This window comes from Lachnospiraceae bacterium oral taxon 096 (genome assembly GCA_018141845.1).
In the GTDB taxonomy this organism is placed as follows: Bacteria; Bacillota; Clostridia; order Lachnospirales; family Lachnospiraceae; genus F0428.
The window spans coordinates 377,415-393,773 of sequence record CP073340.1 but is presented as its reverse complement, the minus strand read 5'-3'; the positions used below and the strand labels follow the sequence as shown (position 1 = coordinate 393,773).

14 protein-coding genes are annotated in these 16,359 nt (G+C 42.3%); 9 read left to right on the top strand and 5 right to left on the bottom strand.

The window, feature by feature from the left end:
- Positions 1 to 8: 8 nt before the first annotated feature.
- Both sufB and sufC read right to left on the bottom strand, forming a co-directional pair.
- Positions 9 to 1,415 carry a Fe-S cluster assembly protein SufB gene (gene sufB / locus J5A74_01945; GenBank protein QUI96137.1) on the bottom strand — a complete coding sequence of 469 codons (1,407 nt, stop codon included), beginning with the start codon at positions 1,413 to 1,415 and terminating at the stop codon, positions 9 to 11.
- Between the two features lie 11 nt (positions 1,416 to 1,426).
- Positions 1,427 to 2,179 carry a Fe-S cluster assembly ATPase SufC gene (gene sufC, locus J5A74_01940; protein ID QUI96136.1) on the bottom strand — a complete coding sequence of 251 codons (753 nt, stop codon included), beginning with the start codon at positions 2,177 to 2,179 and terminating at the stop codon, positions 1,427 to 1,429.
- A gap of 223 nt (positions 2,180 to 2,402) precedes the next feature.
- Between sufC and J5A74_01935 the strand changes: the two genes are divergently transcribed.
- The gene (locus J5A74_01935) at positions 2,403 to 3,557 is read left to right on the top strand and encodes a DUF429 domain-containing protein (GenBank protein ID QUI96135.1); all 1,155 of its coding nucleotides are present in this window, start codon (positions 2,403 to 2,405) and stop codon (positions 3,555 to 3,557) included.
- Here J5A74_01935 and J5A74_01930 read toward each other — a convergent pair.
- Together J5A74_01930 and J5A74_01925 are read right to left on the bottom strand one after the other, a co-directional pair.
- A complete protein-coding gene (locus J5A74_01930) occupies positions 3,554 to 4,171 on the bottom strand; it encodes a peptidase C39 (GenBank protein QUI96134.1) in 618 nt (205 codons plus the stop codon). The two genes, J5A74_01935 and J5A74_01930, sit on opposite strands and share 4 nt — an antisense overlap.
- Positions 4,172 to 4,182: 11 nt before the next feature.
- Entirely contained in the window at positions 4,183 to 5,295 is a 1,113-nt protein-coding gene (locus tag J5A74_01925; GenBank protein ID QUI96133.1) for a M20/M25/M40 family metallo-hydrolase, read from the bottom strand.
- A gap of 129 nt (positions 5,296 to 5,424) precedes the next feature.
- Here J5A74_01925 and J5A74_01920 point away from each other — a divergent pair, with 129 nt between their 5' ends.
- From J5A74_01920 to J5A74_01900, 5 genes are all read left to right on the top strand, one after another.
- Positions 5,425 to 6,243 (top strand): hypothetical protein, encoded by an 819-nt coding sequence (locus J5A74_01920; protein QUI96132.1) that lies wholly within the window; start codon positions 5,425 to 5,427, stop codon positions 6,241 to 6,243.
- 136 nt (positions 6,244 to 6,379) lie between these two features.
- The gene (locus J5A74_01915; protein ID QUI96788.1) at positions 6,380 to 7,345 is read left to right on the top strand and encodes a carbohydrate kinase; all 966 of its coding nucleotides are present in this window, start codon (positions 6,380 to 6,382) and stop codon (positions 7,343 to 7,345) included.
- Positions 7,346 to 7,389: 44 nt separating this feature from the next.
- On the top strand, positions 7,390 to 8,676 hold the full coding sequence (locus J5A74_01910) for an HAD-IIIA family hydrolase (GenBank protein QUI96131.1): 1,287 nt from the start codon (positions 7,390 to 7,392) through the stop codon (positions 8,674 to 8,676).
- A 214-nt stretch (positions 8,677 to 8,890) separates the two neighbouring features.
- Entirely contained in the window at positions 8,891 to 10,912 is a 2,022-nt protein-coding gene (locus J5A74_01905) for a hypothetical protein (GenBank protein ID QUI96130.1), read from the top strand.
- Between the two features lie 291 nt (positions 10,913 to 11,203).
- The gene (locus J5A74_01900) at positions 11,204 to 13,306 is read left to right on the top strand and encodes a hypothetical protein (GenBank protein QUI96129.1); all 2,103 of its coding nucleotides are present in this window, start codon (positions 11,204 to 11,206) and stop codon (positions 13,304 to 13,306) included.
- A gap of 67 nt (positions 13,307 to 13,373) precedes the next feature.
- On the opposite strand, the gene J5A74_01895 is transcribed toward J5A74_01900, so the two are convergent.
- Entirely contained in the window at positions 13,374 to 14,279 is a 906-nt protein-coding gene (locus J5A74_01895) for a class I SAM-dependent methyltransferase (GenBank protein ID QUI96787.1), read from the bottom strand.
- Between the two features lie 162 nt (positions 14,280 to 14,441).
- On the opposite strand from J5A74_01895, the gene J5A74_01890 reads away from it, so the two are divergent.
- The 3 genes from J5A74_01890 (at position 14,442) to J5A74_01880 (ending at position 16,356) form a co-directional block, all read left to right on the top strand.
- A complete protein-coding gene (locus J5A74_01890) occupies positions 14,442 to 15,023 on the top strand; it encodes a xanthine phosphoribosyltransferase (GenBank protein ID QUI96128.1) in 582 nt (193 codons plus the stop codon).
- Between the two features lie 32 nt (positions 15,024 to 15,055).
- Positions 15,056 to 15,523: a ribose 5-phosphate isomerase B gene (gene rpiB, locus J5A74_01885; GenBank protein QUI96127.1), complete on the top strand. Its 468-nt coding sequence runs from the start codon at positions 15,056 to 15,058 to the stop codon at positions 15,521 to 15,523.
- Positions 15,524 to 15,585: 62 nt separating this feature from the next.
- The gene (locus J5A74_01880; GenBank protein ID QUI96126.1) at positions 15,586 to 16,356 is read left to right on the top strand and encodes a hypothetical protein; all 771 of its coding nucleotides are present in this window, start codon (positions 15,586 to 15,588) and stop codon (positions 16,354 to 16,356) included.
- The last annotated feature ends 3 nt before the right edge of the window (positions 16,357 to 16,359 follow it).

Genomic DNA, 16,359 nt, shown 5'->3' with positions numbered 1-16,359 from the left:
TCCTCCCTTTAACCAATACTTCCAATCATTTCTAGACGAATGAGATTATTCATCTCTACGGCATATTCTAGTGGAAGTTCCTTCGATACATTGTCAGCAAAACCACTGACAATCATTGCTCTAGCTTCTTCCTCTGACATACCTCGACTCATCAAGTAGAATACAGAGTCATCAGAAATCTTACCAATCTTGGCCTCGTGACCGATGTCAGAATTGGCATTTCGAATGTCCATTGCAGGAATGGTATCGGAGCGAGAGATGTTGTCGACCATCAGAGATTGGCAAGAAACAGCTGCCTTACTTTCGCTGGCATCCTTTGCAACAACAACAGAGCTTCGGAATGTGGAGATACCACCACCTTTTGAAATGGAGCGAGTATTGATAAATGAGCTAGTTTTTGGTGCATTGTGTACAACCTTTGCACCTGTATCTAGGTTTTGTCCCTTACCTGCAAAGGTAACACCGGTAAATTCCATAGAAGAACGCTCACCATTTAAAATGGTCATTGGATAGAGATAGGAGACATGGGAACCAAAGGATCCAGAGACCCATTCCATCTTTGCCCCTTCTTCTACACGAGCACGCTTTGTATTTAAGTTATACATATTCTTTGACCAATTCTCGATGGTGGAGTAGCGAAGTCTTGCACCCTTTCTCACATAGAGCTCCACACAGCCGGCATGAAGGTTGGCAACATTGTATTTTGGAGCAGAACAGCCTTCGATAAAGTGAAGGTCTGCACCCTCGTCGACAATAATGAGGGTGTGTTCAAATTGGCCAGCACCTGCGGCATTGAGGCGGAAATAGGACTGAAGGGGAACTTCGACTTTTACGCCCTTTGGCACATAGACAAAGGAACCTCCAGACCAAACCGCACCGTGAAGAGCAGCAAATTTGTGATCTGTCGGTGGAACAAGCTTCATAAAATGTTCCTTGACCATATCCGCATAAGGACCAGTGAGTGCCGTCTCCATATCGGTGTAGACAACACCCATGGCCGCCACTTCTTCTTGCAGACTGTGATAGACAACCTCAGAATCGTATTGGGCACCGACACCTGCAAGAGAAGTCTTTTCAGCCTGTGGGATGCCGAGCTTTTCAAAGGTATCCTTGATGTCTTCTGGCACTTCCTCCCACTTGCCCTTCATATCTGTGTTGGCACGGACATAGGTGACAATTTCGTCCATATTTAAGTCGGTGATATCTGGACCCCAGTCAGGAATGGCAATCTCATTGTACAACTTTAATGACTTTAGACGAAACTCTCTCATCCAATCGGGGTCATGTTTTTCCTTTGAAATTTGTTCAATAATTTCGGGTGTCAAACCGCCACTGACACGATAACTGTCTTTCTCTTCGTATCGAAAGTCATATATACTGCGGTTGACATCATCGACAAATGTTTTTTCTTTCATGTCATCACCCCCTAGTTGTTTTCAAGGTATTTCTCAAAGCCATTTTCATTGATGTCGGCAATCATGGAGGCATCTCCAGAAGCAATAATATTGCCGCCTGCAAGGACATGGGTGCGGTCGACATTGAGTGATTCGAGAATTCTTGTGCTGTGGGTGATAATAATTAAAGTTCCCTTCACTTCTTCTTGATAGATGCGAACGCCCTCAGATACAATGCGAACGGCATCGACATCAAGACCAGAGTCCGTCTCATCGAGAATAGCCAACTTTGGCTTTAACATTAAAAGCTGGAAGATTTCTGCCTTTTTTTTCTCACCACCAGAAAAACCAACATTGAGGTCACGGCTTGCATAGGAAGGATCCATAGAGAGGAGCTTTAAAATTCTTTCCGATTCCTTCTTATAGGCTAAAAGTCGCATTCTTTGACCGGTTACAGCTTCAAGTGCTCCTCTTGTAAAGTTTCCGAGAGAGATTCCTGGAACTTCAATTGGATTTTGGAAGGACAAAAAGATCCCTGCCTTTGCACGCTTGTCGGTGGAGTCATGGGTGATGTCCTTGCCATCAAAAAAGATCTTTCCATCAGTAATTTCATAGTGTGGGTTTCCCATAATGGCATTTCCAAGGGTTGATTTACCTGCACCATTTGGTCCCATTAAGACATGAGTCTCACCTGCACCCACGCTCAAATTTAAGTTATGTAATATCGGTTTTTCTGTGACACGAACCGATAAATTTTGAATGTTTAATAATTCGTTACTCATCATTTCCTCCTGAAATAAAAAAAATTTCCTCTGATAATATTAGATTATATATTGATTGTGTAAAATTTACAAGTACAAAACTATACTAAATCAGTAGGGATTAAAAAATAGTATACATAATCGAGATTGTATTATATCATTGATAGATAAGCTTGAGTAGTATATTATAAAAGAAATGTAGGAAAACACAGGATTGTTCTGTAGAAAATGCAGAAGTGAGGTATGAATGTTAAACAGCACAGAAAAGTTTCAGGGATATAATCTAATCATGGTCTACAATAAGGATCGAACGAAACTTCTGTTTTGTAAGCGAAAAAAAGATCCCTATCAAGGTCTCTATAATTTTGTTGGTGGCAAAATTGACGACGGGGAAGATGGATTTCAGGCGGCTTATCGAGAACTCTTTGAGGAGACGGGACTGGGCAGAGACGATATTGAGCTCTATCATATGATGAATTTTTTATATCACAATCAGCAATGCTATGTGGAAGTCTATGCAGGCGTCTTAAGGGAGGATGGCATTCGGTTAGTGGAAGAAAAAAATCCCTTGATTTGGTTTAATGAGGATCAAGATTTTTTTGACTGCAAGCGATTTGCAGGAGAAGGAAATATTGGGCATATGGTGGAGCAAGTGAGACGATATGGCATGGGTTCACAGAGACAAAGGGGCATATGCTTGGGGGTTGACAGCTGTAAGGATGGATGGGTTGTAGGCTATATAGAAGATAAAAACTTTATTGTAGAAAAATATAACACCATTCAAGAGGTGGTGACAAGGTATCACAATTTTGAAGAATTATTTATTGATATGGCTGTGGGACTTCCAGAAAGCAGTAGAGATATTCGACCAGATAGTTTTGCGAGAAGGTTGATTCAAGGAAGGGCAACGGCTATTTTTGCTGTGCCCTGTCGTCAGGCCGTGTATATGGATACAGAAGAGGAGATGATTGAGGAAAATATTGCCTGTCTTGGAAAGGGGTTGGGAAGACAGATTACAGCCATTATCCCTAAAATGCGAGAGATTGATGAATTTATTCAATCTTATCCAGAGTTTAAGTCGCTATTAAAAGAAAGCAGTCCAGAAGTTTGCTATGCTAGGCTACTTGGTGAGACGGTGATGACAAGCAAAACAAAGCTTGAGGGGCTGGTGGAGCGAGTGGAAATTTTAAAGCCATATATTGATGGATTCAGCATTGAATTAGTGAAAACGGCCGCAGAAAAATTACAATGTCACACGGCAAATATTATTGATGCGGCCTGCTTAGCGGTTACTGCCAATATGGCCGCATTGGGAGAAGTCGAAGTGATTCCAGAAAGACCGATGAAGGACAAAAGAGGAATTCCTATGCGAATGATGATTCCCAAGATGAACCAAGATTAAATAAAATACTCGATGGTGCGATCGGGTGTGACAAAGGTATCGGTGTTGTAGATAATAATGGCCTCTCTTCTTGCCATTTCACCGAGGGAGTAAATTTCTTTATTGGTGCGATTAAAATACTTTTGTGGGACAATGGTATTGTAGGCAAAGGGATGGTTTTGGTCGAGCAAAATATCCCTTTCGGGAAAGGCATCTGTGTGAAAATAGGGATCAAAGACATGGATGCCTTTTTCACTGCTGCCAGTTAAAAGTACATAGTGTTCCACATCATAGTAAAGCCTTGGAATTACCACACCTCCTCGAGAAAGGGCATCGTTGATTCGACTAGTTGAGCCAATAAACACGGATTCCTGTGTGAGGTATTCAGAGCGAATGGGGAGTTGTCCGACGGCACCAAAGCCATTGATCCAATTGCTCAAAAACATCATGGCGATTCGAGAAGTTCCACTTTTTCCTGCACCCTCGGTGGAGTAGCTGTCAAGGGAGTAGAGCATAATATTTCGAATTAGTTCTGGAGAGATTTGTTCTCGCTCAAATAAAAATTTAATCGCATTGAGCATTGAGGTTGGACCGCAGTCGTATTCTGAAATTTGATAGTGTAGAGGGCTTTTCATAGGTATGTTGTTTACTCCTTTGATAAAATAATATCTTGTGCAACTGTTGCTGCAAGAAATAGTTCGTTGATGTCGGTATATTCCTTTGTGCTGTGACAATGATTCATTGCTGTGGCGAGAACAAGTCCTTCGATGCCGTGGAGGGCAAAGAAATTATTGTCGCTTCCACCAAATGTACTTGTCATAGAATAGGGCAGGGCATTTTTTTGGCAAATCTTTTGAAAGCGGGTGACAACAGGACTTTGCTCACTGGTTTTATAAGCAATAATGTTGTCTGTGCTTGAGAAGTCACAGCTAGCACCAAAGTGATTTGCTGCTGTTTGGCAGGCGGATTGAATGAGATTTCGCTGTTCGTGGGCGTGCTCATCACTGTATGAGCGAATTTCTCCAGAAAAAGTACATTGTGCAGGGACGGTATTGATGGTTGTTCCACCTGAAATGGTGCCGATATTTACGGTGACATCGTCCACTTTTCCACAGCGAATAGAGGAAATGGCCTCGGCCGCAGCCTTGATGGAGTGAATTCCTTCTTCAGGGGCAAATCCTGCATGAGCGGCTCTGCCCAAAAATTTTGCAGTAAAAGAAATAATAGTTGGAGCTTGATTAGCTGCAGAGCCAACCTTTCCTGTCAAATCAAAGACATAACATTCCTTTGATGTAATCAAAGAAGAGTCAAATTCACGAATACCTCTACAAAATGGTTCTTCGGCCACAGAAAAAATGAGTTCAATTGGGCGATGGGAGAGAGCGCCTTCTTTGACAGAGCGAATGGCTTCAATGACAGAAGCTACGCCTGCAAAATCATCGGCACCAAGAACGGTTGAGCCGTCGCTGTGAATGAGCCCACTTTCTTCGACAATGGCTTTTTTATTACACGAAGGCTCGACAGTATCCATATGTGTGGACAAAAGAATAGGGGAAAGTGCAATATTGCCTGGAATTTTGGCATAGAGATTTCCTGTATTTCCTCCGATTTTTTTGCCAGCTTGATCTTCTATTGGTGTGATACCAAGCTCTTTTAGCACCTTAGTGATGTAGTCGCAAACTGTACGCTCCCCAAAGGAAGGACTGTCAATGGAAACAAGTTCGCAAAAGGTTTGTAATAGTCTTTTTTTATTTAGCATAAATTCACCTCACAAGTCGATATTTATTAGTTATAAAACTGTAAAAAATCTGTAATTACATTATACATTGATAGTGTTATAATAGATATTATAATCTATTTAGAAAAAAACGAAAGGGATTGATGAGAAATGATGAAGAAGATTGGAATTGCAGTAGTTTCAGGTCTTTTGATGATGGCAACCGCTCTGCCAACATTTGCAGCCAGTGGAGCTTGGCAACATGACCATAGAGGTTGGCGCTGGGAAAATACAAACAAGTCCTATGCGACTAGTCAATGGATTGAGGATAAGGGCGTTTGGTACTATCTTGATCAAGATGGATACATGGTAGCCAATAGCTGGAAAGAGGTCAATGGCTCTTGGTACTACTTCCTTGGCAGCGGTGCGATGGCAAGCAATCAGTGGATACAGGACAAGTACTATATGGGTGCTTCAGGTGCAATGCTAAAGAGTACAGTGACTCCAGATGGCTATACAGTGGATGCAAATGGAGCTTGGAATGCAAGCGTTCCAAAGAAGAATGTGGCCTCAACACCAAGTGGAAATTCGCAAGCAGGACCTGGAAGCAGCAAAAATACAACCAGTGCAGCAGCATCAAGCAGTGCATCTACAACAGCTGCAGCATCAAATACAGGTTCAAAGAAGCCATCCCACGCATATAAGATGAACTTTGAGGGAACCTATATCTTTAAGTCATCAAAGCAACTGGATGAGAGCAAGACTCCACTTCGCCTAGAGAGTGGAAAGAAGACCATGGTAGTTTCCGCAGGCGAGGACGGAGCACTTTCAGTGAACTATCCAACTGCAGGCACAAGCTTGAAGCTCATTAGCACAGGAAATAATACATTTAAGGTAGAAAATGATGATTCTACGGTATTTCGCTTTGTCGGTGCAGGTGTGTATGTGACAAAATCAAACAATATGGAGTTTGGATACGCAAAGAGATAGCAAAAAGGATTAGAATTGCAAAGTAGAGGCTGATTTTTTGTCAGTCTCTATTTTTTAGATGAAAAATTAGTGGGCTTGTGATAAAATAAATGTATTGTGAAATCATAATCATAAGTAAAGGATGAGGCGAAGAATGATGGAAAAAAAATTTGATATTACAGCAATGGGGGAATTACTAATTGACTTTGCACCAGCAGGAAAATCTGACACAGGAATGAAGCTCTTTGAACAAAATCCAGGTGGTGCGCCAGCAAATATGCTTGCGGCAGCAAAGATGGTTGGATTGAATGTGGCCTTTATGGGAAAAGTGGGTGCAGATATGCATGGCATCTATTTGGAATCTGTACTAGAGGGGGCAGGTATTGATACCAGAGCATTGGTCATTGATGAGGGGTATTTTACCACAATGGCCTTTGTGACCTTGGCCGAGAATGGAGAGAGAAGATTTTCATTTGCAAGAAAACCAGGTGCAGATACCATGTTTAATGTGGGAGACATTGACAAGGACTTATTAAAGAACAGCAAGGTATTTCATGTGGGTTCTCTCTCCTTGACTGATGAGCCAGCAAGAAGTGCAACCTATGAGGCTGTGCGCTTTGCAAAGGAGCATGGAGTGACCATTTCCTATGACCCAAATTACAGAGATCCACTTTGGGAATCTGAGGAGACAGCAAAGGAATTAATGAAGAGCCTCGTCCCATTTGCAGATATGATGAAGATTTCTGACGAGGAGACAGACCTTTTGACCCCATATAAGGAGCCAGAGCAGGCAGCCAAGTATTTACTTTCTCAGGGCGTTCGTGTTGTCGGTGTGACACTTGGTGCCGAAGGTGTTTTGGTTGCTAGCAAGGATGGAATGACCATTGTGCCAGGATTTAAGTCCAATGTTGTCGACACAACAGGTGCAGGAGATTCGTTCTGGGGAAGCTTTGTTGCCAAGTTGATTGAGATGGATGTCAATTTAAATACTGTTAGCACAGAGCAATTAGTTGAAGCTGCAAGATTTGGAAATGCGGTGGCAAGTCTTTGTGTAGAAAAGCGTGGAGGAATCTCAGGCATTCCATCTCGCGAAGAGGTCGATGCACGTCTCAAGAGAGGATAGGATCAGAACAATTGATGGAAAAAGATATACAACATGCCGTCATTATGGCTGGAGGAAAGGGAACAAGACTTTCGGCCATAACAAAGGGCGAGATTCCAAAGCCCATGGTTCCCATTGAGGGAAAACCCCTGCTGGAATGGCAAATTGAACAGCTAAAGCGATATGGCATTTTTCGCATTACCATGGTGATTGGTCATCTCGGTCATAAGATTGAGGAATATTTTGGCGATGGTCGTGCATTTGGTGTAGCCATTGACTATATTGTTGAGGATAAGCCATTGGGAACAGCAGGTGCTTTGGGCTATGTCGGTGAGCGATTGATAAGTGAAAATTTTCTTCTTATCTTTGGCGATATTTTCTTTGATATTGATATTCCAAGGATGGTTGATTTTCACAGAAATCATCATGCACAGGTGACACTCTTTGCTCATCCCAATGCTCATCCCTATGATTCTGATTTGATTGTCAGTGACCAGGATGGTCGAGTGATAAAATTTGACTCAAAAAATAATGTGCGCAATTATTGGTATAATAATTGTGTCAATGCGGGCTTATATGTGATGAACAAGAGCTTTTGTAGGCATATTGTAAAGCCCCAAAAAATTGATCTCGAAAAGGAGATTTTGGCGGTGATGGCCGAGCAGGGTGAGCCAATTTATGCCTATATTTCTCCAGAGTATGTCAAAGATGTCGGCACAGTTGATCGCATTGAGGCGACAATGAAAGAACTTTCTAGTGGGTTGATTCAAAAAAAGAATCTTGAAAATCCACAGCGTGCGATTTTTTTGGATCGAGATGGAACAATCAATCAATATTGTGGTTTCTTGGATCATATCGATGACTTTGTGCTTGAGAAAAATGTAATTTCGGCGATTCGAAGAATTAATCAATCGGGAATGATGGCCATTGTGGTGTCCAATCAACCTGTGGTGGCTCGTGGACAGTGCACGATGGAAGACATAGAAAATATTCACAAGAAAATGAGTACCTTGCTTGGAAAAGAGGGGGTGTATTTAGATGATGTGTTCTTTTGCCCACATCATCCAGATCGAGGCTTTGAAGGGGAAAATCTCCTCTATAAAGTTGATTGTGATTGCAGAAAGCCAAAGCCGGGAATGATTTTCGAGGCTGCTAAGAAGTGGAATCTTGACTTGGAAAATTCTTGGATGATTGGCGATAGCACCATTGACTTGGAAACAGGTCGACGAGGAGGGCTTCACACAGCACTTGTTCAAACAGGACTGGCGGGAGAAGATGGCAAGTTTAGTAGAGATTGTGAAATCGAGGGCAGGGATCTCCTTGAAGTTGTAGAAAAGATTATAAAAAAATAAAAATAGCAATGAAGAATAAAAAGTCACAACAATGTTTTTGTTGTGGCTTTTTTTGCGTTAAATCAAAAAAGTAATACAAATGTAACATCTACCGTATTTCGTTCCTTAAATACCGCAGTTCATCATTTCTAAATGAAACTGAATTAGAAATATGTTACATTAACCAAATAGAAAATGAAAAAGAAAATAGAACAAGGAGGCTAAAGAAATTTTAATGAAGAGTAAACAATATCTAGCAATGGCTCTTGCAATTGCAACAGCAACGCCACTGGTAGTTACCAATATAGTTCCATCCGTCATGGCTATGGCTGATGCAGGTCCAAATGCTGCAATGACAATTAGTGGAACAAATACAGATCTAGATGGAAAGACAGTTGTGCAAGCGGGTTTTGCTGTTGTGAAAAAGACCACAGCAAATACAAACAACACAAAGCTTATTGTAGAATTTGAACATCCGATCACAGATGCTGTAAAAAATACTATTGTGACAAAGCTCTTAAGGGATGATGGCACAAGTGCACATGGTCTTATTGAAGACCCAACAATCAGGATCACGCCATCATATACTGGAAGGCCAAATAACTGGACGGGATTGGAAGTCAATATTACACCGTCACAGTATCATAACAATGAAATTGTTGCTGTACAAGTTGAATCCGCGGTGAATGGAACGGTACAAACGGGACCTCAAACGGGAAATACATCACGAATATCAAGAGGCTTTGCAGTGGGAACAATTATTAATCAATTGGCAAGAACGGATTTAGCCATGCCATCTGCGGGAGCTTCAGAGCTTACACTTTCGATGACAAAAAATAGTAATGTGAATACCCCAATTGATGTCAATGATTATACTTACGAGTATGGATTTGGTCCAGCCAATGCGACAAATATCACTTATCGACCAGCAACTGTAGGAGCAGTCAGTGGAAGTGGCAGCAGTGCAACCGTGAAATTGGAATTGCCAAGTGGTGTGACTGTGCCAGCAGGACAGCAAGTATTTTTAAGAATTGTAAGCAGGCATTCTAGTAGTAGCTATACAACGACGACATTGGGAGTTGTGCAGGCGTTTCAGATTTCCTATATATCTAACAGTGGATTTACAGCAGGATCAAATACTTTGACTGTAGTGGGAAACTATGATGACAACGCACATTCAACAAGTTTTACACTCACAAGAAATGGACAAACGATCACTGTCCCAGCATCTAGTGTGACACGCAATGTTAGTGGAGGTCAGACTACATTTCAGATTCACTTAAATACGCCACTGACAGCAGGTGAAACTGTAGAATTAACAGGAACAGCATCAGGAGCATCAGCGAATGTCAGAGTAACATTGTCAACACAGGCGGCAAGTACAACAACAGCGGCAAGTACAAGTACAACAGCAAGAGCAACGACAGCGGCAAGTACAACAACAGCGGCAAGTACAACAACAGCAGCAAGTACAACAACAGCGGCAAGTACAACAACAGCAAGAGCAACAACAGCGGCAAGTACAACAACAGCAAGAGCAACAACAGCAGCAAGTACAACAGCAGCAGGCACAACAACAGCAGCACAACAGCCAACACCAGCAGCTACAACGCAGGTCGCACAGCCAACGCAGCCTACTACAACGCAGGTGGATCAGACCACAGTGGCACAACAGCCAACGCAATCAACAGGGTCCCTAGTAGAGACGACAACACCAAATACGGTGGTTATTCCAACAAAACCAATAGAGACAGCAACGCCAACGGATGCGAGAAGAAGAAGTAGTGGTGGTGGTTCTTCAAGCTCAGGTGGTTCAGGTTCGTCAACGAGAATATCAAGAGTTGTATCTCAACCAAGAACAGAAATAAGCACAGTAAATATGAGTGCGACAAATGGAGCAAAAGAGGAAGAAATTGCTACGAGTGCAACGACAGAAACACCAGCACCAGCACCATTTTCACAAGATTATAAGAAAAATGCAGGCATTACAGGTGGTGATTCTTCCACAAGAAAGGTTACAGCAACGCCGGTTGAAGAACGCAGCGAGGGAAGAAAAACAAAGGCAGCCGTGAAAGCAGACAGTGGAAATGCAGGCATTTCATCAGGAAAGAAAGTAACCTCAGCAAAGACATCAACGAAGAAAGTGCCAAAGACAGCAGATGTTGCACCATTAGCAACAAGTGCAACTGCGATTTTTACCTCTATTGTAGGTCTATTTACAGCAGGTAAGTTGAGAAAAAAGGAAGAAGATAAATAGAGCTGAATATAGAGAGTAGGAAGATAGATCAAATAAAAAGTAAGAATAAGGGAAGAGTTTTCAAATTATTGATTTGAGAACTCTTTTTTTGTTTTTTTAAAATAAATTATCATGTTAAATCAGAAAAGTAACACAAATGTAATATTTACCGTATTTCATTCCTTAAATACCGCAGTTCATGCAACTATATATCACATTGATAAATTTATGTTACATTACTATTATGTAACATAAATAGATGTATATTACATTATTAACAAAAAAAGGAATAAGGAAGCTGAGGAAATTGTGATGAAAAAGAAGGGTAAACAATATCTAGCACTGGCTCTAACTGTGGCTGTTGCCACACCAGTAGTAGCAACGAATGTTATTCCAGCAATAATAGTAATGGCTGCTCCAGGTCCCTATGCAACAGAAAGAGTGTCAGCTCCAGGACAAGCAATTGATGGTCGGATTGCAGTGGATGTAGGATTTGCAGTTGTGAAAAGCACAGAAATAAATGCAAACAATACAGAAATTACAGTTGAATTTGAACGAGAAATAAGTGGTACAGTAAAAAATACGATTAAAGCAGAGATTGTAAGAGATGATCAAACATCACAACATAAGTTAGAAGAGTCAGGAACATTAGTGTCAGCAGATATGATTCCGGGATCGTCGGGAAAGTGGAAGGGAGTTAAGGTAAGAATTGATCCAAGAGATTATCATAATGATGAGCAAATTGGTATTAAAGTGCACTCTACGATATCTGGTGTGACAATGAAATTTGTCCTTGGTATACCGATTAATCAACTTTCGGGAAAGGCCGTTGTAATGCCATCGGAGGGAGATTCTCAGCTTAAAATTTCAATACGAAATCCTATCAATAGCAGTCCGGATGATTATATTTATGAATATGGATTTGGGACATCGGGGGACAGTGTTGTATTTCAACAAGCAACAGTGAGCAATATTGCAGGATCGAGTAGCGGAGAGGCGACAATAACATTAGATTTGCCAAATAATGATCGGGTTCCAGTAGGAAAAAAGGCGTATATAAAAGTGATAAGTAAGTACTCAGATAATAGGTATTTAGCATCTACGATTGGTGATATACAGTCAGAAACACAGGCGACGCAACCGACACAGCCAACAACGACGCAATCAACAACGGCACAACCGACAACGACGCAACCAACACAGCCAACAACGACGCAATCAACAACGGCACAACCGACAACGACGCAACCAACACAGCCGACAACGGCACAGTCGACAACGGCACAGCCAACAACGGCACAGTCGACAACGGCACAGCCAACAACGGCACAGTCGACAACGGCACAGCCAACAACGGCACAGCCGACAACGGCACAGTCGACAACGGCACAGCCAACAACGGCACAACCAACAACGACGCAACCAACACAGTCGACAACGGCAAGACCGGCACAGCCAACAACGACGCAACCAACACAGCCAACAACGACGCAACCAACACAGTCGACAACGGCAAGACCGACACAGCCAACGCCAACGCAACCGATGCAGCCGATAACGGCACAGCCAACGCAACCAACATTAACACTACCACCAACGCAGCCGACAACGGCACAGCCAACGCAACCACCAACGCAGCCGACGCCAACGCTACCACCAACGCAGTCGACAACGGTACAACCAACACAGCCGACAACGGCAAGACCGACACAGCCAACGCCAACGCAACCAACGCCAACGCCGGTATCCACGCAACCAACACAACCGACAACGGCACAGCCAAGGCAACCGATGCAACCGCCGGTATCCACCCAAACACCAACACAGCCGACAACGGCAGGGTTGACTCACCCGACAGAACCAATAGATCCTAGGGTTACCACAACCTTACCTAATAAACAGGTGGCAACACCTACAGACGCAAGGAGGAGAACGACAGGTGGCGGGGCTTCGAATCCAGGAGGTTCCAGTACTTCAACAAGAAGATCAAGAGTTGTGCCTGAACCAAATACAGGATTGACAACAACAAATTCCACAAGGGTACCAGAGGAGGTGCCAACTGAACCAAAACAATTTGAAAAGTCATTAAAAACAGATGCAGACACCCTACTGGGAGATCCTGTCATTAGAAGAACAACGGCAGAACCCCCAAGTGAGCACAGTAGACCTAGGAAGACGGTGACGGATTTAGATACTGGAATCAGTCAAAGGGCAAGTTCTTCGACAAATAGGGGATATACAACAGAGAAGACCAAAGAGAAGACCAAAGAGAAGACCAAAGAAAAGGAAAATAAAGTTGTGCCAAAGACAGCGGATGTTGCACCATTATCAACAAGTGCAACGGCAATTTTTACCTCTATTGTAGGTCTATTTACAGCAGGTAAGTTGAGAAAGAAAAAGCAAGGCGAAGAATAGAGCCAAGAAAAAGAAAGCGAAGATGCGAAAGGTGATCGCATCCTCGCTTTTTGTTGTGATATTATTTTCAATTCCAATAGCATCTTCCACTTGCACCGCATGGGAGCACTAAATTTTTTTCTGTGACAGGAAGACCAATTTCTTCTGCCTCTACTGTGGCTCCTGCCTTTTTGCTTGCGACCTCTGTGGAGAGCATATAGGTGAGGACACCTGGCTGAAGTCCTGTAGTATAGGAATTAATTAAAAAGAAAAGCGGTGTGTCACTCAACAGTTTTGAGCAAAGCTGAATTAGGGAGTAGATGGACTCTTCAATTTTCCAAATTTCTCCCTTTGGGCCTCGACCATAGGAAGGAGGATCCATAATAATGGCATCATATTGATTGCCACGGCGAATTTCTCGCTCGACAAATTTGACACAGTCATCGACAAGCCAGCGAATAGGAGCACTCTCTAAACCAGAAGAAATTGCATTTTCCTTTGCCCATCCAACCATTCCTTTGCTTGCATCGACATGAGTTACTTGTGCACCTGCAGCGGCAGCAACAATCGTTGCACCACCAGTGTAGGCAAAGAGATTTAAAACTTTAATTTTACGACCTTTGTTGATGGCATCAGAAATAAGGAGAGAAGACCAATCCCAGTTGGTGGCCTGTTCAGGAAATACACCTGTGTGTTTAAAGCTAAATGGTTTTAAATTAAAGACAAGGTGTCTCTTCCCCTGTGCCACTTCCTTTGGCAAATCATAGCCAATGGTCCATTGCTTTGGAAGATTAAAAAATTCCCATTCTCCTCCACCCTTGGCACTTCTGTGATAATGTCCATTTTTGTGTGTCCAACTATAGTGGGTTTTTGGGGTATTCCAAATGACCTGTGGATCTGGTCTTACAAGAATATAATCCCCCCAGCGTTCTAATTTTTCTCTACTTGAAGTGTCTAAAACTTCATAATCATTCCATTGATTGGCAACCCACATTTTGTTCATCCTTTCATTCTGTTTCTATTTCTATGTTGTATTGTAAATTTGTCATTATCATACCATCTTTATGTTGAGAAAGGAAGAGATTTGTTATATACTAAAAAGAATAATATGAAGTGACATTTGTATTTTAAAAAAGGAAATGAGGAGATTTTTGACATGAACGCACTGGAACAGCGCATCATAAAGGATGGGATTGTAAAGGAGGGAAATGTCCTAAAAGTGGATAGCTTTTTGAATCATCAAATGGATATTGAACTCTTTGAAGAGATGGCAAGAGAGTATCAGCAGAGGTTTGCTGGAAAGAAAGTGACAAAAATCTTGACGATTGAGGCATCGGGAATTGGAATTGCAGCAATTGTTGCACAGAAATTTGGCGTTCCAGTTGTTTTTGCAAAGAAGTCAGAATCTATCAATTTAGATGGAGAGATCTATACTGCACAGGTGGAGAGTTTTACTCATAAGTGCAAAAACCAGATTATTGTATCAAAGAAATTTTTAAAACCAGAAGACAGTGTATTGATTGTCGATGACTTTTTGGCCAATGGTTGTGCACTACAGGGGCTCATTCAGATTGTACAACAGGCGGGCGGGAGTGTTGCTGGCATTGGCATTGCGATTGAGAAGGGGTTTCAGCAAGGCGGTCGAATGATTCGAAATATGGGTTACCAATTGGAGTCCTTGGCCATTATTGAGAGCATGGATGCAGATAAGGGTACGGTCGTATTTAGAGAGCAATAGATGCAGAAAGAAGTGGGAGGAAGAGGAAAGAGATGAAGTTGGCTATTGGAAATGACCACGCAGCAGTGGAAATGAAGAATGAAATAAAGGACTATTTAGAGAGCAAGGGAATTGAAGTTGTCAATGTTGGGACGGATACACATGACCGAGTTAATTATCCAGAAAGTGGCTACCGCGTGGCTAAGATGGTGGCTTCTGGTGAAGTTGATGGAGGTGTGCTAATTTGTGGAACAGGTGTGGGAATTAGCCTTGCAGCAAATAAGATTCCAGGAATTCGCTGTTGTGTATGCAGTGAACCATATACAGCAAGATTGAGTAAGCAGCATAACAATACAAATATTATTGCTTTTGGTGCCAGAGTGATTGGAATGGATATGGCAAAGATGATTGTAGATGAGTGGATAAATGCAGAGTTTGAAGGTGGCCGTCATGAGATGCGAGTTGCTATGATTACAGAGATTGAAAAGACGGGAAGTTTAAAGGCTGTGGACGGTCAGTAGTAAAATGGGGGCAAAAGCAATGACTTGTGCCTCCATTTTTGTTTTCTATAGAGGAGAAAGTGATGATAAAAAATAAAAAGAGATGGGGGATTTGCTCGGCAATTATCATTATAGCAATTCTTGCCACAGGATGTAGGGAAAAAAAGACACAGGAATCGGCGGGCGTAATTGTGGGAACGAGTGGATCAGAGGCGACAGTGACAAAAAAGATGACGACAGCCCCAACGAGTGCATCGACTAGTGCACCATCAACGACAGCACAGGCCGTCACAGAAAATTCAACTGCTGTAGCACAGAGCTCTGCGATGGCAACCACTGCAGCGAAGGAAACAACCAAAGTTGCATCAGAGACAGGTAAGATGGTCACTGGTGAACAGGAGAGTTCACAGAAGTTTGTTCCTGCGCAAGCACCTGAGGAGAAGACACCTTATTTTGTGACGGGGGATGCACAAAATTATCCGCTCTATCAAAGTGCAGATAAGAAAAGTAAGGTTATAGCGAATGTCCCTGTCTTTAGTGTCGTTCAGGTGACAACAGATACAAATGGAATGAAAAAGGTGCAATATCTTGACAAGACGGGATATATGACAAAGGAGAATATTAGTACACAAGTGCCAAAAGAAATCGAAAATATTGGAGAAGAAGCAGTGGCACAGACAAATAACGATGTAGCGATGAGGGAGGGGGCAAGTGAAGATGCGGCACAAATAACAACCGTGCCAAAGGATAGTCCTGTCCTTGTTTTAAAGAAGGTGGATGGCTATGCATTGGTCAACTATTTGGAGTATATTGGCTATGTTCCTGAGAGCAGTGTAAAAGCTATGCAAGAATAAAGA